This is a genomic window from Phreatobacter oligotrophus, from assembly GCF_003046185.1.
Classification (GTDB): Bacteria; Pseudomonadota; Alphaproteobacteria; order Rhizobiales; family Phreatobacteraceae; genus Phreatobacter; species Phreatobacter oligotrophus.
Window position 1 is genome coordinate 1 of sequence record NZ_PZZL01000003.1, and the last position, 22,208, is coordinate 22,208.

Here is a 22,208-nt window from a genome sequence, read left to right on the forward strand (position 1 = left end):
GCTCAAAAAGAACGGCGAAGCTCATGGGCCAAAGGGGTCAAAATTGAACGCCGATCCCCTCTCTCAGGGGGTCAATATTGCGTGCCGATTCACACACGGTCACGTTCTGCGCTATCTGCGGCGCGCGGACGCAGCATCTTACGTGCAGACGAGCTTCGGCTTTCCCTGTTCGCCGCAGTGGCTCGCCAAGCTCGCTGTCGTTGGCGGCGGCCCCCTGTTCCACAAGGCCGGCCGCACGCCGCTTTATGCACCGGCCGATCTTGATGCCTGGGCGCAGGCACGGATCGGGCGCCCTCGCCGCTCGACCTCTGATGCCGGCCGGGAGGGTTGAGCGATGGGCACCATGCGCATTCCCAATCCCAATCTCGCCCGCAACTACACGACCTACTCGATCGTCGAGCTCTCGGCGGCGCTTGGTGTGCACTACCACACCGTCCGCAAATGGGTGCGGATGGGACTGACACCGATCGACGACCGATTCAAAATGTACTTCCGCGGTGAGGACGTCCGCGCCTTTCTCATCGCTCAGCGCAAACGCACAAAGCGCCCCTGTCTGCCAGGGACGATCTACTGCATCCCGTGTCAGGCGCCGAAGGCCCCGGCCGGCGGCATGGTGGAGTACAGGCCCATCACGCCCCGAAGAGGGCAGCTGGTCGGTATCTGCCCCAGCTGCGAACGCATGGTGTACCGCATAACAGGCGCGGCACAGGTAGAGGCCCTGACCGCAACCTTTGCCGCAACACGCATCGAAGAGTGAGTTGGGATCATGTCGTACCAATCCACGCATCGTAGCCTGTCAAAGAAAAGGGGCGCGGGCCAGGTCGCCCCGTACAACGCCAAGAACGAGCGACTGAAGCGCCAGCATGCGACATTCCTGAAGGAGGCCGAGGGCTTCGGAGACGAGGCGGTGAGGCACGCCATGGCCACCATCGACGACTTCGAAGCGTTCCGTAACCGGAACTGCTTTGGCGAATTCAGGAGCGCCGACGCGATCGCCTACAAGGCGCATCTGGCGCAGCGGATTAGCCGAAAGACCGGTGAACCTCTGAGTAAGGTGAGCCAGCAACGGGCTGTGCATGGCCTTCAGCGGTTTTTCCGGTGGCTGGCGGAACAACCGGGCTACCGGACCCGCATACGCGCGTCTGACGCCGACTACTTCCGTCTCAGCCGAAGGGACCAGAGCATCGCGAAAGTGGTCAACCGGCGAACCCCACCGAGCATTCAGGACGTTGAACGGCTGCTCGCAGCGATGCCCTCAGAGAGCCTGGTCGACAAGCGCAACAGGGCGATTGTGGCGGTCCTGATCCTGACCGGTGCAAGAGTCGGCGCAGTCGCCTCCCTCCGCATCAAGCACCTTGATCTGACCCGTCGGCTGCTCGTCCAGGATCCGAGAGAGGTCAAGACCAAGTTCGCAAAGACTATCGAGACCTATCTGATCCCCATCGATGGTGACGCGTTCCCGGCACTGGAAGAGTGGGTCCGCGTGCTCACGGTCGACATGGGATGGGGCCCCGACGACCCGCTGTTCCCCAAAACCGCGACGGCTATGGGGCCCGATCTCGTGTTTGTTCAAGCTGGTGTCGACCGGGACCCTTGGCGAAGCGGCATCCCTATTCGCCGGATCCTTGAGGAGGCCTGCAAGGCGGCTGGATTGCCGTACTTCAATCCTCACGCATTCCGTCATGCTGTTGCGCGACTAGGGCTCGAGCGAGCGCGGACACCTGAACAGATGAAGGCCTGGAGCCAGAACATGGGCCACACAGGTCTGCTCACGACCCTGCATCATTATGGATCAGTGGATCCCGAACGGCAGCGTCAGATTGTTGAGGGAATGAAGGCTGCCGCCAGCAACGACCTTCGTGATGAGTTGGAAAAGCTACTGCGGAGCCATAGCCGATAGCTCTGCGGTCTCCGATCAGCTTTTTGAAGACGCTCTACGAAGACCCGGCGTCGCATGTGCGGCAATCTGATCACGTGCGACGCCGTTGCGCGCAAAACCATTAGGACGGAATGCAGAATGGCTGAGCCCAGGACTCCGGTAACCCGCCTGGCTGTAAACGACGCTACAACTCGTGAAGCTTGACCCCAGGCACCTGCGCGTAGGCGATGTCGCAAAGGTGCCGATGGTGGGTCAAATAGATCACCTGCCCCCGCCGGGACGCCTCTCCCAAGAGGCGCATTACCGCCTCCGAGCGTGGCTCGTCGAACGTTTCCATGATGTCATCGGCAATGAAGGGGACAGGGGGCCGTACCGCGGCTGCCTCGTGGTAGGCGGCCAGCCTCAGCGCCAAATAGAGCTGGAACCGGGTGCCCTTCGACATTTCCGCCGCGCGTAGTGAGGCGCCTCTTCTGTGTGTCCCAATCAGAACCTCCCGGTCCTTTTCTGGCCGGGTCGACAGGGAAGGATATGCCCCACGAGTGATGGCCGCGAACGCTTCTGCGGCCCGAGACATCATTCCGCTGCGATGGGCATCCCGGTAGGACCTGATGGCGTGCGAGGCGACCAGGGACCCGGCCCTGAGCCGGGCATAGCGGAGTACCGCTTCTTCAAGCTCCAGGAGGACGGTACGCCTCTTCAGATCGAGTTTGGCGACGGCATCGTCGCCGCCAACGCCCTCGATTTCACGATCGGCCTGGCGAAGGCTGGAAAAGGCTTCCTCTACGCGCTCGTCCAGAAGCTTGAGCTTGGAGTCGAGCTCATCGAGATCCGACTGGATGGTGACGGGTTGTTCGCCAATGACCAGCTGGCGAGCCTCGTCGATGGTCGTAACCTGCACGTCGCTCTGACAGGCCTCGGTCACCTGCTTTAAGTCGTCCTCCAGCCGGTCGCGCACAGCGCTGCGACCCACGAGCTCCGCGGCCTCAAGCAGGGAAGACGCACCGAGGCCAACTAGCACCGCGTCCACGTCCCTCCGCAGCGCATCGCGCTTGCCCTCGGCCGTCACGAGATCGCGCTGAAGCGTCTTTAGCGCTTGCCGGTGTGCGTTGCTGGTAGCTTGGCCTTTAAGGGCCTCCTCGAGCGACTGGACAAGGTGCTTCGCAGCGGCAACGGGGTCTAGGCGCGGATCCTCTCGCTCAAGGGCCAGCAGGATTGCCCCGAGTGACGTAACCACCTCGCTCCTGTCTTGCTCCATGGCTTCAATCCGGTGGACGAGCCCATTGACCTGCTCCAAGAGGCGATCGATGGCCTCGACGTGGTCCAACATCTCCACGACTTCGTCCGGAGGGGTCTGTGAGGGTGCGATCCAGGTCTGTCCGATCGCATCGGACCACAGGGTTTGCCACGCCAAGAACTTAGCCTCGGCTACGCTCAAAGCCTCCTCACGCTTGGCCCGGGCAAGTGCCAGCGAACCAGCTCTCTCGGCAGCCTCTTCGGCATTGCGGGCGGCCTCTGCCGATCGCTGCAGAGCATGCTCCGCAAGAGCCGCCAGGGCGTCGAGGTCATGGTCGACAACGGCAATGCTCGCTCGCTCGAGTCGCGTCTGCAGCATACCGCGAAGGGCTTCAATCTCATCCGCTAGCTGCCTCCGCTCTGCCGTAAGGCTGGCGATGGTCTCGTCGAGCTCGAGAACAGCCTTCCGGAGCTCCACCCATGCCCGCAAGCGAGCGACGGCGTCGGCCGCTGACAGATCCCCCTCACCAATCATGAGGTTCGGCGGCGCCTTACTTCGGACCTCGTTGGCGACGTTCTTTTCCTCGCGATTGAGACGGTCCAGAGCCGCCTCTTCGCTGAGAGAGAGTGCCTCGGCAGCTGCAAGGTCTTCTCGATGCCGGCGCAGCAGGGCTATATCGGTTGCCCGCGACAGGCGGAGTTCCGCCATGGCGTCGTCCTCTCGCAGCCGAGCGACAAAAGCATCGGCGCTGGCGCGATCGAGGCGTTCGAGATGGATTGCGAGGGCGTGGTCCCGCTCATTCCGCAAAGACGCTGCCTTGTCGTCATCTGCAGCCCCTAGGCGCTCCTTGACCGCCTCGATCCTCGCCTGTTTGTCGGCGCGCTCGCGGGCGCGATCGAGTTCAATGGCAGCCAGCGACGCACGCCGAGCCCCGAAATCCTTTAGAGCTGCCGACCATCGTTCGAACTCGGTCTGCGTCGGGACCTGAAACCGCCGCAAGGCGTCAATGTCCGACCCCAGCGGACCCAAGGACAGGGCTTGGCGCTTCAACTTCGACTCTTCGCGGGTCAGGCTTTCAGAAAGGACCTTGATCCGGGTTGCTGCCTCATTCGTTTTGACGGTGGCCAGCGTTTGTTTCAGTCCAACGACCGCACCATCGTCCAGCTGGACGACGTCGCCGACCTTGCCCTGCGTTTCTCGATCGAACTCTCTTTCGGCTTCGGCAGCAGCAGCCAACTCCCGACTGGCTGTTGCGATGTCGGCCTGAACCAGCCCGTGTTGGCTGGAGAGATCTTTCAGGCGCTTCAGCACGGGACGAGGGATGATCACTGACCTGGGCGGAACCGTTTCTCCCTGACCGAGCTGCCGCATATGCGATGCGATGTCGCCCTTCAGCTCCGTCAAGGTGTCGCGGCGCTTCGGAAGGTCGCTACTTGCCGACTCATACCGACCGATCGCCGTGGCGAGGTTCCGAATGGCACCGGCCTGTCCGATAATCTGCTCGTCCACCGTCAAATCGGTGAGCTGCGCTTCGGCTGCCTCCACCTGGGTCGAAAGGGTCACGATGCGCGACCACAGAGCCGCCTCATCGGTCTTGAGTGTGTCGATCCTTTTGGCCAGATCCGGGGGAATTCGGACCAGTCCGCTGAAGTCCGCGAGCTGTTTTTCGATCTGATCGGCCCGTTGAACGAGTGGGATTGCACGCAGCTTCCGCCGAAGCTCGGACTCGCGCGCTCTAAGGGATGAGCGTTCCCGTGAGAGTTCGGAATAGGCGCGATGGGCCTCCTCGCGGCGGGTCTTCAACGCGGCAAAGGTGGACGCGCGCGTGTCGAGCTGGTCGCGCTCAGCCTTTAGCTCCGCAAGCTGCCGCTTCAGCTCAGCGATCGTCGTGCTGCTCGCCCGCTTCTTGAACAAGCCATCGGCTGCGGCATCGACTGCAGCCAGACCACGTGTCAGGTCGGCAAGGCCGGAGCTTGCTGCGAACAGTAACTGACCCACGTCGCCTTTGCTCTCGAGGATCGCCTCACCGCCTGCCTGAAGCGTGTCATCGTCCAAGCAGAACATCATCCGGTACTGCTCGCGGGAAAGGCCAGCGAGAGACGCGCCGAAGATCGCTTCGCTCACGACCTCGCCACTTGCTCGCCGAAGGGAACTGGCCCGCTGCTTCGCCCGCCTCAGTTCAGCCCTTCCCTCCGCAAGGTCAAAGATGCCTCCAACCTCCATCGTCTGATAGGAGTGAAGGAAGCCATAGCTGGACCGCTCCTCGATGCCGAACAGCAGATCGAGATAGGCAGCAAGAGAGGTCGATTTGCCGGCCTCGTTCAGCCCGTAAATGACGTGAAAATCGGGCTCGCCGGCAGCCGTTTCTCCGAAGTCGATCGAGCGATCAGTGAAATGCCCATAGCGCGTGAGATCAAGCCGGCGAAGGCGCATCAAGCCGCCTCCCCGCGACTACCGGCGAGCTTTGCCAGAACCTCACTCGACCCTTCCACGAGAAGCTTATCGATAAACCGAGACCGCTCATCGTCGCTATGGCCTGCCAGGTCACGAAGCTCTGGAGGTAGGTCAGTTACAAGGGCCGCAACCAGTTCTTCCACTTCCTGACGGATCTCCAGGTCCCCGCGCGCTCGGCCCATAAGGTCCTGGAGCTCAATCAAGGGACCTGCCGCGTCAGAAACGCTCGTCTGGACTGGACCGGCCTCCACGATCAGCCGATCGATCCAGGTGCGGCCCGTCTGCTCTGCAGCTTTCTCAGCCTCCGCGAGAAGCAGGTCCCGGTCACGCAGCATTCGGAAGTGCAGAGGCGTTGCGCCATGAAGCTGGAGCCGAACGATCGCATGCTCTGCATCGACGCCGTCCCGCGCCTGCTCGAGGGCCGTGTTCACGTTGGTCACCAACTTGGTCCATTCCGTAAGCCCCTCGACATCAACCGTCACCCTCTGGAACTCGGCCGTACCCACAGCCCGCTCCTCCACGGTGATGGCGCCGTCGTCACCAACGGTCACCAACGACACGGTCTTCCGGCCAGCCTCATTGATGTCACGGCCCTGCGGAATCCCGGGCATCACCACATGGGCATTCCCGATGTACTCACTGCGCACATGGATGTGGCCAAGCGCCCAGTAGCGGAAACCCGACCTCTCGAGATCGGCGAGGCTACAGGGGGCGTAGGTGTCATGGCCGGCAGCGCCGGCGAGGCTCGTATGAAGGATGCCTATGTTTGTGAGGCCCTCCCGCGGCGCCTTGAACTTCGGCAATAGGCTGTCAGGGGCCTGGGGTTTGGCGAAACTGACGCCGTGGATCGCGACTGGACACACCGCCGAGCCAAGCTCCACATAATCTCCGCGCCCGCCGAAGACCGTGACGCAAGGCGGAAGCACCAACTCGGCAGTGATGCGAGAGGCGGCATCATGGTTGCCTCGCACCTTGAAGACCTTGACGCCAGCATCGTCCAGACGCGCCATCTGCGTCGCGAGAAAGCGAGCCGTTTTCATGGATGTCTGGTCGCCGTCGTAGAGGTCTCCGGCGATAATCAGCGCGTCGACGCGCTCCTCGAGACACAGGTCCACGATCCGCTGCAGCGCGATGCGGCTCGCACTCCCGACGAGATCAGCCAGCTCGACATTGCGGAACGCGAGCGACTTTAGGGGCGAGTCGAGATGGAGGTCGGCGGTATGGACGAAACGGAACGGCATGGGTCGAAGCTGCACCAGAACTCACTATAGGCATCGGCGCGCACTGGCGGCGACTTTGCGGCCACGGGATTTGATCGAGCCAGCGGAGATCATTGATTAACGAAGGCGTTGAAACTTCGATAGTACACAGCTAATGGCTGCACAACATCACCGCGGCGCAAACGTACAGCTGACACGCCGGGCTCCCGGCACAACGACGGCCGCCGCTTCACGGATCGCCTTCCGAAGCACACCGGTATAGGCATCGAGCCTGGAAAAGCGTCGCTCCAAATTCTTGTCCACCAGCTGGAAGCCCAAGCCTACGAGACGCAGGTAAACGTCCTCGTCGAGTGCGACGTAGGTCGGCCCCATGATCTCGAGGAGGATGCCATCAGGTTCGTGCAGCGCCTGAATGTAGAACCCGTCATACTCGTCGAAGGCGAAGATGAAGAATGCGCCGGCGCCCCACTTCATGATGAGGTCGAGCGACCTGGCGATGACCTCGTCGTCGAAATCGCACCGAAGCTCCGCCTCCTCCCCGTCTTCAAGCCGGTGGGGATGAGGGCCAGGATCGGCCGATTTTCCGGGATCATCCCGCTGCGCCTGCCCTCCGGCGCCGCTCTGTCGCCCGTATACGCGCTCGTCGCCCGGCGTCGACCCATCGGGACTGACGAACCCCTGGGCTGGATCGAGGAAAGGTCGGCGTCCGGCTCCATCCCACTGCGCCTTGTCATGGCGCCACTTCAGCACGAGGATCCATCCTCCGACCGCCCCGAAGACCGCCGCGCAAAAGAGAATGAAACACTCCCATCCCAGCCTGTTCATGAGCTGGCTGATGAAAACCTGTGTGACCGAACGCCCTTCGAAGAAGAACGAGCTGCTCTGGTACCACTCCATCATGTGGCGGCGGACCAGGGGATAAGCCACCCAGGCGGCATAAATGACGTAAATCAGGGCGACGAGAGAGACCACCGCATCCATCGTGCTGCCTCAACCGCCGTGCACGATGCCGGCCTGGAAGCGGCTGGCACGAGAGCCCCGCGTGAACAGCCGGGCGGCAAGCCCCGTGATCTCCTCGGCCTGCACCACCTGCCGGCGCCATTTCTCGGGGATTCCCGAAGCCCCATAGAGGGCTCCTGCCAGCTGGCCTGTAATGGCCGCAGTGGTATCTGCATCCTCGCGCAGGTTGGCTGCCCGCAGCACTGCATCAGCGAATGTTGTGGTCGTTCCGACACACCAGAGGGCCGCCTCGAGCGCCTTCACCACATACCCTATACCCCGGATGTCGGCGCGCCTCTTCGAACGCCATGCGCCCTTCGCGATCGCTGCGATCGCCGGGGACATGGCGACATCCCTCTGCCGAAGGACCTCGCTGCGCCTTGCGCCACGAATGGCGTCAGCCAGCAGGTCGGCGAACAGCATACAGGCGTCGACGGCCTCATCCGCGGCGTGGGTTGTCCGGCTCTGAGCCGCCGCAACGGCCGACCGCGCATCATCGTCTTCCGCAAAACGGATCGCCACGGGGGCCAGTCGCATAAGGGAGCCGTTGCCGGCGGACATCGGATCATCGGAACCGGCGAAGGCCGAACCCGTCGCGCGATAGGTGCTGAGTGCGTCGAAGGTGGTGTTTCCGATATCGAAACACCGGCCGTTGGACGAATAATGGCCGCGCTCGTGCCAGGCGACGAAACGCTCCATGAGGTCGACGGGGTCGAACTCGGAGGTGCTGGCAAGGCTGGTGGCAAAGGCAAGCGCCATGGACGTGTCATCCGTCCATTCCCCCGGCTTCAGCCCGAACGGACCGCCGCCCACCATGTCCGTCAGGAGGGGCGCGGCGTCGTCCCTGAGGGCGAACTCCAGAGTTGTGCCGATCGCATCGCCCACCGCCAGGCCAAGAAGGGCGCCGACCGCGCGGTCCTCCATACTTGAATAGTCCAACGAGGGTCGCCGCTCCGGCACCGCGCCGAACTGTTCAAGGTAGAGTTCCTGCCCCCGCGTCTCGATCGCGCCAGGGCGTACCTGCCGCACCGCCGCGATGGCATCTTGGGCCGCCATACCGAACTCGATGAGGAGGCGCGCGGCGATGGTGCCAGCCCGACCGAGCCCGCCCTTGCAGTGGACCACGACGTCGAAACCGTCGCGGAGCAGCGTCCGGACGCCTTCCCCCTCAACCGCCCACTGCGTTTCAAAGTCCTCCGTTGGCGTCGACACATCGACGATGGGCAGGTGGCGCCACATCATGTGGCGGCGCTCGACCTCCTCGCCCATGGCCACGACCTGAAGGTCCTCCAGTTCCTCCTGCTCGACGAGGGTCACCACAAGCTTGGCGCCCCAGGCCTGGATGGCGTCCAGATCGATGCCAAGGTCGCGATCCCAGGGGCCGGTCGAACTATGGGGCTGCTTCTTGCCGGGACAGAACGTGATGCCGATGCGCCCCAGCCCGGGCCCCGGAGTGATCGCCGCGATGCGGAGGGGGTGGGTATGGCTGGTGCGGGGCGCATCGTTGGTCATCGTTGGCAGAAACTCCGATTTGGTGTTAACGTGACACTATCTATATGAAGGGAGTTCGTGTTGTCAATACACAAACATGGATACACATATGATTACCCCCGCCCGGCGGTCACAACCGATATCGTCGTGCTTGCGATCACAGAGGGGAAGCTCGGCACACTCCTGATCCGGCGGGGGGAAGATCCGTACCGCGAAGCCTGGGCGTTGCCGGGAGGCTTTCTGAAGGAGGGTGAAACGATCGAGGCCTGTGCCGCGCGTGAACTGGTGGAGGAAACGGGAGTTTCCCACACGCCGCTGCATCAGTTTGGCATCTACTCAGCCGCAGGCCGTGATCCGCGTGGCTGGGTCGTGTCGGTGGGCTATCTGGCCTGCGTCCATCGGCACGCCATCCATCCGAAAGCGGGCTCCGACGCAGCCGCGATTGGTTGGCACTCGGTGGACGCAATTCCGGACCTGGCGTTCGATCACGCAACGATCCTTGCGGACTCCCTCGCCGCTTTACGGTCGCGCATCCATACCGAGCCCCTGCTTCCGCGCATGATCTCCGAGCCCTTCACGCTGGCGGCACTTCAGGATGCGATGGAGGTTGTGGTGGGTGCGCCGGTCGACAAACGAAACTTCCGGCGCGAAATGTTGGAGAGCGGCTGGATCGTGGAAACCGATCAGTTCACTGCCGGGCGCCATCGGCCGGCGCGGCTTTACGCTCGAGTCCAAGCTTAGCGGCAGGAAGTTCTTCCATCGCAAGCACCCAGCAAGACACCCGCCCGCAAGCCTCAGGCCGCCCAGCTCGCGGAAAGCGCCTCTGCCTGCCTCAGGACGGTCTGCACGGCCGCATCCTGCAGGTCAGGCGGATAGCCGTAAGTCTTCAGGATGCGCTTCACCAGAACGCGCATCTTTGCGCGAGCTCTCTCGCGGTGCGACCAGTCGACGGTGACATTGCCCTTCAGCTTCTGAAGGAGCTCGTGGGCAATTACCTTCAGCTTGTCGTCGCCCATCGCCTCAACGGCACTCTCGTTCTCAGCGAGGGCGTCGTAGAAGGCGATCTCGTCCGGTGACAATCCCTCCTCTTCGCCGCGCCTCAGGGCCGCGCGCACGTCCCTGGCGAGTTCGATCAGGCGCTGAATGACCTCGACAGTCGTTATGGCATTGGAGTGATAGCGAGCGATCGCCTCTTCGAGCCGTTCGGTGAAGCGCTTGGTCTCAACCACGTTGGTCCGGGTCCGTGACCGGATCTCTCCGTTCAGCAACTTTTCAAGGGCTTCGAGGGCGAGGTTCTTCTTATCCAGTTGCTGGATCTCTGCGAGGAACTCGTCGGAGAGGATCGAAATGTCCGGCGTCTTGATTCCTGCCGCTGCAAGGATGTCGACGATCTCCGTTGAGATGACGGCCCGGTCGAGGATTTGCTGGATGGCGAATTCACGATCGGCACCGGATCGCCCGCTTGTGTCGGCAGACTTGACCAGCGCCGCTCGCACTGCCTGGAAGAAGCCGACCTCGTCTCTCAGAGCGCGCGCCTCGTCGGTAGCGGCCGCCAGGGCGAAGGCCTTGGACAAGGCCAGCACCGCGTCCTGATAGCGCCTGTTCTCGCGCCGCTTCCCGTCTTCGCTCGTCTCTCGCGCCGCAGCTTCGTGCTGGCGGGAGAGGATCCATTCAATCGCCTCGGCCAGCACTGACAATCGCACCTGCGGGGTGCCGGCAAGCCCACGCTCATAGTCGAAGCCGTGGAACATCGCCTTGACGACTTCATAGGTTTCCAGGAGCGCCGCGATGGCCCTCCCTTCGTCGATGCCGGTCTGGTCACGATCGGCCCCGGAATACTGCTGCAGCGCCTTCTTCAGGTTGTCGCCAATGCCGATATAGTCGACGACCAAGCCGGCCGGTTTGTCGCGGAACACGCGATTAACGCGGGCAATGGCCTGCATCAAGCCGTGCCCCCTCATCGGCTTGTCGATATACATGGTGTGCATGGACGGAGCGTCGAAGCCCGTCAGCCACATGTCTCTGACGATGACCAGCTTCAGAGGATCGTTCGGATCCTTGACCCGCTTCGCAAGCAGGTCTCGGCGCCCCTTCGTCCCGATGTGTGGCTGCCAGGCCTGCGGATCCGAGGCGGACCCGGTCATGACGATCTTGACCGCGCCGGAGGCGTCATCGTCGCTGTGCCAGGCAGGCCGCAACGCGACGATCGCATCATAGAGCGCGACACAGATGCGGCGGCTCATGCAGACGACCATGGCCTTGCCATCGAGCGCCGCGATGCGTCGCTCGAAATGATCGACCAGATCGGCCGCGATCATGTCGATGCGTGTCTTTGAACCAACAAGCCGCTCGATCGCGGCCCACTTCCGCTTGATCAATTCCCGCTCCGAGACGGCTTCGTCCTCGGTCAGCTCGTCGATCTCGGCGTCGATCTGCGGCTTCTCGTCCTCGGGCAACTCGATGCGGGCGAGCCTGCTTTCGTAATAGATCGGCACGGTCGCGCCATCCTCGACGGCGCGGCTGATGTCGTAGATGTCGATATAGTCCCCAAACACGGCCGGCGTGCTGACATCGTCCGACTCGATGGGCGTCCCGGTGAAGCCGATGAACGAGGCGTTCGGCAGGGCATCGCGCAGGTGCTTGGCGAAGCCGTAGACCATGGTGCCGGTTTCGCGCTCGAGCCTTGCGCGAAAGCCATATTGGCTCCGGTGCGCTTCATCCGCGATGACGACGACATTGCGCCGCTCGGTGAGGACCGGAAAGGTCGCTTCCCCAGCCGCCGGTGCAAACTTCTGCATCGTCGTGAAGATTACGCCGGCAACTCGGCGCCTCAGCTCCTTGCGAAGATCGTCCCGGCTTTCGGCCTGGACGGGCGTCTGTCGGATCAAGTCGCGGCACATGGCGAAGGTGCCGAAGAGCTGATCGTCGAGATCATTGCGATCCGTGACCACGACGATGGTCGGGTTTTCCATCTTCGGATGACGCACGAGCTGGCCGGCATAGAATGCCATCAGGAGGCTCTTCCCCGAGCCCTGCGTATGCCAGATCACGCCGATCCGGCGGTCGCCCGCCTTGTAGCTCACAACGCCCGGCAGGCCGAAATCTCCCGGATCCTCACTCATGCCAGGGCCGTTGGCTGGCGCTGCGCCGCTGTTCACAGCCAGTGCGCGCAAGGTCGACTGCACAGCGCGACCCACCGCGTGGAACTGGTGATATCCGGCGATGATCTTGGAGAGACCCGAACCCGTCTCGCCAAACACGGTGAAATCCCGCATGAGGGCGAGCAGTCGTCGCTTCTCAAAGATGCCCTCGATCAGTACCCAGAGTTCGGGCTGGCCACGCGGTGCGATGGTAGCCCCATCGGTCGTCCGCCACGGCATGAAGCGTTCGAAATCGGCTGTGAGGGACCCGACCCGCGCGGCGAGACCGTCCGAGGTCACCAGCACCACATTCGTGCGGAAGAGCGAGGAGATCTGGCTCTTGTAAGTTTCGAGCTGACTGTGCGCGCCGGCAAGCGTCGCGGCTTCGCTTCCCGGGGCCTTCAGCTCGATGACCCCCAGCGGCAGACCATTGACGAAGATGACGATGTCGGGACGCCGGCTGACGCGGCCGTCCACCACCGGGAACTGGCCAGTCGCCAGCCAATCATTGGCGTCGGGATTGTCGAAGTCGATGAGGCGCACCTTGTCGCCGCGGATCGTGCCATCAGCGCTATGGAACTCGACATCCACGCCCTCGACCATCAGCCTGTGCAGCCGGCGGTTCTCCTCAAACAGAGACGGCATCTCGGTCGCCAGCACCTTGCGAAGTGCGTCGGCGCGTGCCTCGGCGGGGATGGCCGGGTTAAGGCGATCGACGGCCTGGGTCAGCCGCCGCGACAGGATGACGTCCGAAGAAGCTTCCCGCTCCGGCGTCGTGCCGTCCGGCCCGATCTCGGCATCCGTCGCCAGCGCATAGCCCAGCGTGTCAAGGTGATTCAGGACCAGCTGTTCGATCGCGGCTTCGGAGAGGTAGGCCATTAGGGGACCTTCTCATCGAACAGGCTTGTTGCAGAAGCTTGCGTTACACGTCGCTGCTCGCGAGCTTTGTTGATGCCAGTGGCCAAAGCTCCGAGGGCATCAATTGGACCCTCCGCCTCCTCCGTCGGCAGCTTGTGGGTTCGCCGCAAATCATCGGCAAGCTTTCGTGCTTCCAAACCCAATTCCGCGTACCGGATTTGTCTCTCCTCGAAGCCCTCATCGTAGTCCGGGGGGGCGGCGACTTCGCTGAACATGAACTGGATCGAACGTTCACATTCGGCAATCCGCACCGGAAACCGTAGGACGCGATATGTGAGGTCCACATCAAGCGCCTTCCAATCGATGTCTTGAGGGAGCGTACCTAGCAGCGGCCGGTCAACCGCTGGCACGCGTTCGTCCCATCCATTTTCTGTCAGCACCGTCTCGCCATCATCGCGCGCCACTTCAAGGCATGCCTCAGCGTAAAGCTCGAAGATCGCGACCAGTCGAAGCGCCGCGTAGCGGCCATCGCGGGATTGCTTCCTGTGATCCAGATAGACGTCCTTCAACGTGGTCAACGCCGAACCGACAATCACACCGACCAAAGCCCAGAATGGCGAGCCGGCTAGAAAGTCCCAGCTCATATGGCCTCTCCGAGGAGTTTTTCGGATTCCCTGACGCGAACCTCGCCCGACATGAGCTTTGGAAGCAGGAAGTCGCGAGTGGCGGCGAGGGTTTCATTCTCAGATATTGATGACTTTTTTCTTTCCCAAACCAGCGTTCCGATCGCCTCAAAAGCATTGTGGACTTCAGCGGTCGCTCGCACGACCGATACGAACGCTAAATCGGATTGCCGAAATCCTGCTTGCACGGCTCTGGATGATCCACCAGAAACAGCACGTCTAAAGTCGCCGCTTCCAATGTAGGTCGCCAACCATTCTCTGCAATTAAATAGCGGCTCGACGGCTACAAGGGCAACGTTTATTGCGCCGGTCAGGCCGCGACACATCCGGCCTAGGCTGTCTTTTTCGTCTCCAGTTCCTGAACCATATCGTCCAATGCATATATCATCAACGTGGACCTTTCGAAGCCGATCTGTATCCCTTATGAAAGTGATGTGGGAAGAGGTATAGAAGTCTCTAATCTGCAATAGCCGGACATAACCTTCCGATTGCTTATCAATGAACTCGCTTGCTGGCGGCTGGGTGCCGCCCTGAAAATGCATGAAGTCGGATAGTTTGGCCATCTCCCACCCCTCCGGCTTGCCTTCTTCATCGAAGCGGTCGGGAAAGAGGGACCAAATGTCCGGCGCGAGGTAGGGCGCGCGGCCCTCCATCTTCGCGCGAGTGGGGCCGAAATCGATAAACCAATCCTTAAAGATCGCCCGCGCCATCGCCTCCAGGGTCTCATTCATCCGCCGGTTCAACTCGATCTTGTCGTCGAGCGCGCCGAGGACAGAGGCGATGGCCTTTTGAGTGCTTGGATCAGGCAAGTCGATGAACAGTGACCGAGCATCTCCCTGCGAAATGAACGGTTGGGCCGATCCACGGCGAGGCCAAAAGTCCGGATTGCGGGTATACCAATAGAGAAATTCAGTATCCGCATCGGGTGATTTGCTCCAGAAGCGGATTGTGTTCTTAATGCATGACCACTTTCCACGAGCCAGCCAAGTCTGCCCGCAATTGGCGCCAATCGCGCTTAGGACAACACCAATCCGATCAAAGTCATGATACGGTAGAAAGCCGTCCGGGCCTGTGGCGCTAAAGGCAAGGAACCCAGTCGGCGTGTATGACGCTTTCGTCGTATTTGTGTCACCCCAGTTGAGATCTGCTATTTCACCTAAACGACGACGAACTCGATCAGCCATCGGAGGCCACCTTTTCAAGAAGCGCGGTGATCTTTTGTGATAGCTCTTGGCTCTGGGAGAATTGGGTCGATATCGCCGCCTTCAATGCGCCGAAGCGCTCCGCAAAAGGAGCTTCCTCATCGTCTGCGTCCGCCGCGCCTACGTACCGTCCCGGCGTCAGCACGTAGCCGTGATCCTTGATCTCTTCCAAGGTCGCGGACTTGCAGAAGCCCGGCACATCCTCATAGACGCCTGCTTCACCTTCACCGCGCCAGGCGTGATAGGCGCGGGTGATCGTCTCAATGTCGGCTTCGGAGAATTCCTTGCGCGTGCGGTCCACCATTTGACCGAGCTTGCGTGCATCGATGAACAAGACCTCGCCGCGCCGGTCCCGCAGCTTGGCACTTCGGGCGATGCCGTTGGATTTGTCGCGCGCAAGGAACCAGAGGCAGACAGGGATCTGGGTCGAGTAGAAGAGCTGGCCCGGCAGCGCCACCATGCAGTCGACGACGCCCGGCGCGCCATTCGCGCCCTCGATCAGCGCCTGCCGGATTGCGCCCTCGCCATTCTGTGTCGATGACATCGAGCCGTTGGCCAGCACCACGCCAGCGACGCCCGCCGGCGAGAGGTGGTGGACGATATGCTGCACCCAGGCGAAATTGGCATTGCCGGCTGGCGGCGTCCCGTATTTCCAGCGCACATCATCGCGCAGCCGCTCGCCGCCCCAGTCCGAGATGTTGAACGGCGGGTTGGCAAGAACGAAATCGGCCTTCAGGTCGCGCAGTTCGTCCTTGTGGAAGCTGCCTTCGTTGTTCCACCGGATGTCGGCGTCGATGCCCCGCACCGCGAGGTTCATCTTGCACAGCCGCCAGGTCGTGTAATTCGACTCCTGTCCGTAGATCGCGATGTCGCCGATCCGGCCGCCATGCTCCTCGACGAACTTCTCCGACTGCACGAACATGCCGCCGGAACCGCAGCAGGGGTCGTAGACGCGGCCCTTGAAGGGTTCGATCATGCCGACCATCAGCTGCACCACTGAGCGCGGCGTGTAAAACTCGCCGCCGCGCTTGCCCTCCGAGCCCGCGAACTGGCCGAGGAAATATTCATAGACGCGGCCGAGCACGTCGCGTGCCTCGCCCTTCTTTGCGCCGAGGCCGATGCCGGAGATGAGATCAATCAACTCGCCGAGCATCACGGCATTGAGGGCGGGACGGGCATAGTCCTTCGGCAGCACGCCCTTAAGGCTCTCATTGTCCTTCTCGATGGCGAGCATCGCTTCATCGATCAGCTTGCCGATGCCCGGCTGCTTGGCATTGGCCTGCAGGTGCGACCAGCGCGCGGGCTGCGGCACCCAGAAGACGTTCTCCGCGAGGTACTCGTCCCGGTCCTCGACGCTGTCAGGATATTCGGCGAGCAGCTCGGCTCGGCGCGCCTCGAAACTGTCGGAGATGTGCTTCAGGAAGATTAGGCCGAGCACTACGTGTTTGTAGTCGGAGGGCTCCATGTTGCCGCGCAGCTTGTCGGCAGCCTTGAAAAGTTCCGCCTCGATGCCAAGGTCGCCGCCCTTCTCGACAGCTTTGCGGGAGGGCTTGGGCGACTTAGGCGCCGGCGTGGGCACATCCTCAGTCCTGCTGTCCTCGGAGGACGGCGCTGATCTACCGGCGAGTGCGACGCTGCCGCCGCGGCCTCGTCCGGGCACGATCATGCCCTCCTCAACGAGGCCCGCCTTGACGTTATCATAAGTCTGTTCGTCCCACTGCAGCGCGTCTCTAAGGCGCATATTGCCTGCGGAGCCACCGAGTTCCGTCAGCACGTCAAGGAAGCGATCGCGTTGCCCGCCGGACATGAAACCCACCTGCACATTGTCTGAGGCCCGAATGCGTAGCAGCTCACCCGCTGCTTCGCATCCAGGGTTGCCGCGCTATTCCGCCACCGGGATAGTGAGCTCGGCCTCCATGCTGTCATCATCGCGCTCCGCATCCGTCCCTTCCTCGGCCACATCGCCGCGGTAGGAGGATTTGCCGGTCGCCTTCTCGATGAGCGCCAGCAGGCGCGCCTGGCGATCGGCCATGAACGCCTCGAACTCGTCTGATCTCAGCAGGGCCGGCGCGATGAGATGGGAGCTCAGGCTCGCATCCAGATTGTCACGATGGATAGCCGGGCGATCGGCAGAACCGTTCTCAAGCCGGTTCAGATAGATCGAAGGGGCATCGCCGCCGATCACGCGATTGGTGCGATAGGCGAGCGGTGTCTTGTTGATAATGGAATCGTAGACGTCCGCCTTGATCTTGCGCGCTTCGCACCAGGCCCGGGGGAAGATGTGGTGGATGTCCACGTTCTCGCCAAAGAAGACGGTGTGGTCGAATTTCTGACCGGAGCGGAAGTCGCGTGCCCCCTCCTGCATTAGCAGCGCGTTCACGCCCTTGTAGGCTGCCGACAGGCGCATGCGCATAGTGCGCAGCCGGTCCGCACGGAAGATCGTATCGCGAATGGTCGTGGGCTCCGCGGAGGAGCGGCCCAAGGCCCAGTCCGGCACCTCAATAAAGTCCTTGGCGATGCGGGTATCGACGGCGGACCCGTAGAGTTCGCCGAATACGCCGTTCCAGTACCACTGCGTGAGGCGTGCACGCACGGTCTCGTGCTCCCAGGCATCACCAATCTCAGCAAGTATCGCTGCGAGCGGGATCAGCTGGGACTGATAGGGCAGGTCGAACACCCGATAGATGTGCAGAGTGTGGAGGAATTTCGCGGCGGTCAGGAAGCCACGTTCGGCGTTTCCCTGGAACTTCTTGTAGGCGTCGAGCGGGAGGTTCAGAAGCGCCTGCCGATTGCCGGTCACTTGGGGCAGCTCCTTGCCCTGCCGTCCCTCGGCCTCCGCCTGGCGCCGGCGCTCGCGGGTGTGAAAAAGGGAAATGACCTGGAGAAAGTCGGTGTTGCCGACTTCGGACAGGATACCCTTCTCTGCGTCAGCAAGCTTCAGGTGCGTGGCGAACTTCGTATGGCGTCCGGGCAGGTCCTTGCCATCGCCGTACCAGTCCTTCCGAAGCTCATACCCGTCGGCCGCATACATCGCGGTGACGAGCTCGAAAGCGTCGAGGGGCTTACCGCCGGTGTTCACCTTCTCGAACACGAGACAGACCGCCTCCTTGGACGTCGATTTGTCCAGGGCGATCACAGGCACCTGATACTTGGCGAAGTTCTCGATGACCTCCGCATGAAAGCGGCTGATGATGGGCCAGGTCTCGCTGAACGTGCCCGCCTTGTTGGCGTGGCCGACGAACTCCATCTGCCAGGTGTTCCAATCGAAGACCATGGACAGCGGATACATCAGCGCATCGAACTCCTTCTCCCGACTGGAGAGATCGAGGACAATGTCCTTGCCGAAGTTGTCTCGGATGATGCGATCTTCGGGAACGCCGATGATGGCCTCCTCGCGGTCAGCATCCGGATCGAGCGCCTTCTGGATGTCGAAGTAGAACCATCGGTTCACCCGCTTCTTCTTCGGTGTGACCGTCCGCACGACCTGGTTGCGGATGGTGACCTGATAGAGGGAGGTCATGCGCTGCTGACCGTCCAGCAGAAGCTGATCTGGCACGACCGTCAGGGCCGCTATCGGCGCGCCCTCGACCGGGCGTGGCTTGAAATTGACCGTGCCGGATGTCTCAAGCGTCATAAGGGCGCCAACCGGGAAGGCGCGGGAGATAGAGGCAATGAGGCTCTTGATCCGGTCTTCGTCCCAGACCCAGCTGCGCTGAAAGTCGGGAAGCTGGATCTTACCCTCGTGGCAGGCCCGCAGAAGGTCGCTCAACGCGATCTTGTTGGTCTGAAACGCACTGCTCATCGGTCCGCAACGTCCTGTTCACGGTTCTGCTGATATCCGAACGCGCGCGCCGAACCGACGCGCGCGAAAAGAAACGAGATATTCAGAAGAACCATCGGTGATTGCAAGACGTCAAGGCATCGCCATTTTGGCGATCCGTCCTGATCATCCGCGAGGCCGCGAAATCGAATTTCGCCGCACAGGCCAGTGAGTTGTCACGGCAGGGGCACAGACCCGTCCTGATCGAAAAAAGGTGGTGGAAAATGATCGCGTTCGAACATCGCTGTTATCGCGGATTGCAACGGGTCACCTCCTGTCTGCCGTTCGTCTGCCATGAGAACCCTTTGCAGTTCGCCGGCGTCTTCAGAGGTATCGCCCATCGGCCATAGCGCTGCCTGCGCCAGATTCAGTTTTCTCTGCATCAAACTTTGAAGCAGGCAGTCGAACGATTGCTCGCGATAGCCGCTGTGGATCGCCATGGGAACGTGGACGGTCACCGGCTTGGTTTGCCCGATTCGGTGCGTGCGATCGTTGCACTGCTCCTCCACCGCGGGATTCCACCAGCGCGAGAGATGGATGACGTGTGTGGCAGCTGTCAGGGTGAGACCGGTGCCCGCAGCCTTCGGGCCGAGAACCAGGACATCGAACCCACCATCGTTCTCGAGGTGGCGCTGAAACCGGTTTACGATCGCCTGACGCTGTGAAATGGGCGTGTCGCCATTGATGAGATCGACGCGGTCAAGGCCAAACTCTGACCGCACCAACTCGATAAAGCGGTATTGCATCTGGCGATGCTCGATGAAGACGAGGGCCTTCTCTCGTCTGCGGGCAATCTCGCGCAAGATATCGAACGTCGCCCGCAGTCTCGCGGACGCCTCGATGAAGCCGTCGTCCTCACCGATGGCAGGATGAACGGACACCGTGCGAATGTGATGAAGCGCCTTGAGAGCGGCACCCAGACCACCCGTAGCCAGTTTAAGCTTGGCGTCTTCGTAGTGGGCCTCCTGCTTCGGGGGCATGAGCCGGGGGTGAAGGCGACGGCGCTTCGGCTCCAAGTCTTTTGCCACGTCCTGCTTGAGGCGCCGTAGGCCTAGTGGCGGGAACGTGCCGGCCGGCTTAAAGACTCGGCCGTGCAGTTCGGCCATAGTCTCCTTGTCGAACGCGGCATATCGCTGCCGGAATTGCGACAACGAGCCCAAAGCGTCAACGCTGAGAGCATCCATCACCGCCCAAAGATCGGTGACGCTGTTTTCGATTGGGGTTCCTGTCAGGCCGATACGGAAATCAGCGTTGACCGATCGCCCCGCGTTTGCACGGAGGCTTACCGGGTTCTTCAACGTCTGTATCTCGTCGAAGACGACCGCGGAGAAGGGAATGCGATGCAAAGAGTGCTGGTAATTACACAGGGTCGTATAGGTCGTGAGGATCCAGAACCTATGGGCTCGGCCCTCGGCCACTGCCTCTCGCAGGAATTCCAGATCGAGCTTGGCCTCCCCAGCATCGGTGTCGAGGCCTGACGCCCCGGAGAATTTCCGACCCTTGGTGCTGCTGCCATAGAGCCGGATAAGGTGTCCGAGACCGGGCTTGCGCAAATGCCGCTCCACCTCCTGTTCCCAGTTCTGTAGTAGCGAAGTTGGAGCAACCACCAACACTGGGCCACGCACGCCCTGGGTCGCCTTAGCCATATGCTCCTTGAGCCAGGCTAAAAAAGCGATCGTCTGGAGGGTCTTGCCAAGGCCCTGCTCGTCGGCATTCAGGATGCCGGGGAATCCTGAACGCCATGCTGCAACCTGCCAATTAAAGCTTTCGACCTGATGTTCTTTCAACGACGTCAGAATGGTAGATGGCAGGTCAACCGAAATAGACGCCTTGCGCGGACGAAGTTCCGCCTGCCAACGCAGCTCCTCGAAATTGTCCAGAGTCGTAAGGACGACCGGACCTTTCTCTGGCTCGGGTGAAGAAGTGGCCTCGGTGGCGGAATGCGCGCGGGCTGCGATAGCTCCGTCGATCAGATTGACCGCCTCCTGACGGGCCGGCAGTTCTAGGTCGCCCGTCTGCAATGTCGGCTGCTGGTCGTCGATCGCTACCTGAAGTCGCTCCCGCAGATCGGTGAGCTCTTGGTCCGACAGGCGCGAGACGTGCTCGGCAAGCCTCCGGGCAAAGTCCTCTGGCAGCCATGTGGTACCGCTGGAGCTGAACTCGCGGTCCGCCTTCTCGAAGACGGCGACGCCTACAACGCGCTCGGAGAATTCCCTAGTCTCCACAAACACCGGGCCGACCGCAGTCTCAATCGCCTCTTCCTGCGCCTCGGGCGACAAACCTTCTAGCTGTCCGCTTTCGTGAAGGGCCTGTTCGTAAGCCTCTGTGATCCTGGTACGTGGGTTTTTGATGAACGCCGCACGTTCTGCAGCCGGCTCCCTTTGAACGCGTGCAAATGTCTCCAGTGCCAGAGCCGCAGAACGGTCTACGACGAGATAACTTCCTGGCGCCAGACGATATGCGGGGAGGCTCCCTCTCTCTCGCACGCGCCTTTGAAACACCCGCAAGGGTTCCCCAGTGAGCTCGCTTTCAGCCTCCGAGATGCCCTCATCTCGGCCTGGATCGGAGCCGTCTCCGACACTACGCTTGGAGAACGGGAGCACCTCGAAGTCATCGGCAGAAGCGCTGGGACTGATGGAGAATCGATCAGCGAGACGGACCTCAAGGTTGGAGAGGAAATCCGTCATCGAGACTCGTGCGGTGGGCGTCGAGGCCGTCACGGTAATGCCGGGATCGAGGGCCTGCCGAAATCTTGCTAGCGCCTCCCAGTGCTCCGTATCGGAGCCCCTGCCAAACGAATCTGCCATCTCGACCGCCTCCAGGATCCAGAGGGGAAGCCTTCGATCGCCGTTGGCTGTTTTGAGAATAGCGCCTTGCCGCTGGACAGGTTGGCGCTGGCCATGCCTCTGCCACTCGTAGTGCAGACGAAAGCTAGGGCTTCCAACTAGGCCCTCGACATCGGTCTTGAGCGTTAGATCGACAAGTGGCGGGAGCCCCAGCACTTCAGCAGTTTTGGCGTTGAGAGAGGCTGCGAGGCGGTGAGACATTACGACCTCGCGCGCGCCGATTTGAAGCGATCCCGGGGTTCCGTCGCCTAGCGCCCTAAGGTCGCCAATGGCCAATAGCAGGTCGCGCTCCTGAGGCGGTAGGTGTTCGAGATCTACCCGAGGCACTTTTCCTAAGAGGCGCGGCAGGAAACCCGCACTGTCACTCCTGGGGGTAAGCGTG

General features: G+C 61.8%; 14 protein-coding genes. 4 read left to right on the forward strand and 10 right to left on the reverse strand.

The window, feature by feature from the left end; genetic code table 11:
- The 3 genes from C8P69_RS07190 to C8P69_RS07200 form a co-directional block, all read left to right on the forward strand.
- Positions 1-331: hypothetical protein (locus C8P69_RS07190; RefSeq protein WP_245901916.1), on the forward strand; the 331-nt coding region annotated here is incomplete at its 5' end.
- Positions 332-334: 3 nt separating this feature from the next.
- Positions 335-757, forward strand: a complete 423-nt coding sequence (locus tag C8P69_RS07195; protein ID WP_108175597.1) for a helix-turn-helix domain-containing protein — start codon at positions 335-337, stop codon at positions 755-757.
- 9 nt (positions 758-766) lie between these two features.
- Positions 767-1,900: a tyrosine-type recombinase/integrase gene (locus C8P69_RS07200; RefSeq protein ID WP_108175599.1), complete on the forward strand. Its 1,134-nt coding sequence runs from the start codon at positions 767-769 to the stop codon at positions 1,898-1,900.
- A 163-nt stretch (positions 1,901-2,063) separates the two neighbouring features.
- Here the strand turns inward: C8P69_RS07200 and C8P69_RS07205 are convergent, their stop codons facing one another.
- The 4 genes from C8P69_RS07205 to C8P69_RS07220 form a co-directional block, all read right to left on the reverse strand.
- A complete protein-coding gene (locus C8P69_RS07205) occupies positions 2,064-5,546 on the reverse strand; it encodes an ATP-binding protein (protein WP_108175601.1) in 3,483 nt (1,160 codons plus the stop codon).
- Entirely contained in the window at positions 5,546-6,808 is a 1,263-nt protein-coding gene (locus tag C8P69_RS07210; RefSeq protein WP_108175604.1) for a metallophosphoesterase family protein, read from the reverse strand. Before C8P69_RS07210 ends, C8P69_RS07205 begins: the two co-directional genes overlap by 1 nt.
- Positions 6,809-6,955: 147 nt before the next feature.
- Entirely contained in the window at positions 6,956-7,768 is an 813-nt protein-coding gene (locus C8P69_RS07215) for a hypothetical protein (RefSeq protein WP_108175606.1), read from the reverse strand.
- A gap of 9 nt (positions 7,769-7,777) precedes the next feature.
- On the reverse strand, positions 7,778-9,298 hold the full coding sequence (locus C8P69_RS07220; protein WP_108175608.1) for an ADP-ribosylglycohydrolase family protein: 1,521 nt from the start codon (positions 9,296-9,298) through the stop codon (positions 7,778-7,780).
- Positions 9,299-9,424: 126 nt separating this feature from the next.
- On the opposite strand from C8P69_RS07220, the gene C8P69_RS07225 reads away from it, so the two are divergent.
- Positions 9,425-10,018, forward strand: a complete 594-nt coding sequence (locus C8P69_RS07225; RefSeq protein WP_170118161.1) for an NUDIX hydrolase — start codon at positions 9,425-9,427, stop codon at positions 10,016-10,018.
- A gap of 53 nt (positions 10,019-10,071) precedes the next feature.
- Here the strand turns inward: C8P69_RS07225 and C8P69_RS07230 are convergent, their stop codons facing one another.
- From C8P69_RS07230 to C8P69_RS07255, 6 genes are all read right to left on the reverse strand, one after another.
- A complete protein-coding gene (locus C8P69_RS07230; RefSeq protein ID WP_108175612.1) occupies positions 10,072-13,296 on the reverse strand; it encodes a type I restriction endonuclease subunit R in 3,225 nt (1,074 codons plus the stop codon).
- Complete coding sequence (locus tag C8P69_RS07235) at positions 13,296-13,919, reverse strand: hypothetical protein (protein WP_108175614.1); 624 nt, start codon at positions 13,917-13,919, stop codon at positions 13,296-13,298. Before C8P69_RS07235 ends, C8P69_RS07230 begins: the two co-directional genes overlap by 1 nt.
- Positions 13,916-15,142, reverse strand: a complete 1,227-nt coding sequence (locus tag C8P69_RS07240) for a restriction endonuclease subunit S (protein ID WP_108175616.1) — start codon at positions 15,140-15,142, stop codon at positions 13,916-13,918. Before C8P69_RS07240 ends, C8P69_RS07235 begins: the two co-directional genes overlap by 4 nt.
- Positions 15,135-16,967, reverse strand: coding sequence for a class I SAM-dependent DNA methyltransferase (locus tag C8P69_RS07245; protein WP_245901959.1), 1,833 nt, complete (start codon positions 16,965-16,967; stop codon positions 15,135-15,137). The genes C8P69_RS07240 and C8P69_RS07245 overlap by 8 nt, the downstream gene beginning before the upstream one ends.
- Positions 16,968-17,042: 75 nt before the next feature.
- On the reverse strand, positions 17,043-18,962 hold the full coding sequence (locus C8P69_RS07250; RefSeq protein WP_108175618.1) for a DUF262 domain-containing protein: 1,920 nt from the start codon (positions 18,960-18,962) through the stop codon (positions 17,043-17,045).
- 194 nt (positions 18,963-19,156) lie between these two features.
- The gene (locus tag C8P69_RS07255) at positions 19,157-22,027 is read right to left on the reverse strand and encodes a DEAD/DEAH box helicase (protein ID WP_245901917.1); all 2,871 of its coding nucleotides are present in this window, start codon (positions 22,025-22,027) and stop codon (positions 19,157-19,159) included.
- Positions 22,028-22,208: the final 181 nt, after the last annotated feature.

What these genes read in the sequence shown, in the direction of transcription:
- C8P69_RS07220 (WP_108175608.1), bottom strand. Translation starts at nt 9,298, where the DNA reads ATGACCAACGATGCGCCCCGCACCAGCCATACCCACCCCCTCCGCATC.
- C8P69_RS07200 (WP_108175599.1), top strand. Translation starts at nt 767, where the DNA reads ATGTCGTACCAATCCACGCATCGTAGCCTGTCAAAGAAAAGGGGCGCG.
- C8P69_RS07230 (WP_108175612.1), bottom strand. Translation starts at nt 13,296, where the DNA reads ATGGCCTACCTCTCCGAAGCCGCGATCGAACAGCTGGTCCTGAATCAC.
- C8P69_RS07235 (WP_108175614.1), bottom strand. Translation starts at nt 13,919, where the DNA reads ATGAGCTGGGACTTTCTAGCCGGCTCGCCATTCTGGGCTTTGGTCGGT.
- C8P69_RS07215 (WP_108175606.1), bottom strand. Translation starts at nt 7,768, where the DNA reads ATGGATGCGGTGGTCTCTCTCGTCGCCCTGATTTACGTCATTTATGCC.
- C8P69_RS07255 (WP_245901917.1), bottom strand. Translation starts at nt 22,027, where the DNA reads ATGTCTCACCGCCTCGCAGCCTCTCTCAACGCCAAAACTGCTGAAGTG.
- C8P69_RS07205 (WP_108175601.1), bottom strand. Translation starts at nt 5,546, where the DNA reads ATGCGCCTTCGCCGGCTTGATCTCACGCGCTATGGGCATTTCACTGAT.
- C8P69_RS07195 (WP_108175597.1), top strand. Translation starts at nt 335, where the DNA reads ATGGGCACCATGCGCATTCCCAATCCCAATCTCGCCCGCAACTACACG.
- C8P69_RS07250 (WP_108175618.1), bottom strand. Translation starts at nt 18,962, where the DNA reads ATGAGCAGTGCGTTTCAGACCAACAAGATCGCGTTGAGCGACCTTCTG.
- C8P69_RS07245 (WP_245901959.1), bottom strand. Translation starts at nt 16,967, where the DNA reads ATGTCCGGCGGGCAACGCGATCGCTTCCTTGACGTGCTGACGGAACTC.
- C8P69_RS07240 (WP_108175616.1), bottom strand. Translation starts at nt 15,142, where the DNA reads ATGGCTGATCGAGTTCGTCGTCGTTTAGGTGAAATAGCAGATCTCAAC.
- C8P69_RS07210 (WP_108175604.1), bottom strand. Translation starts at nt 6,808, where the DNA reads ATGCCGTTCCGTTTCGTCCATACCGCCGACCTCCATCTCGACTCGCCC.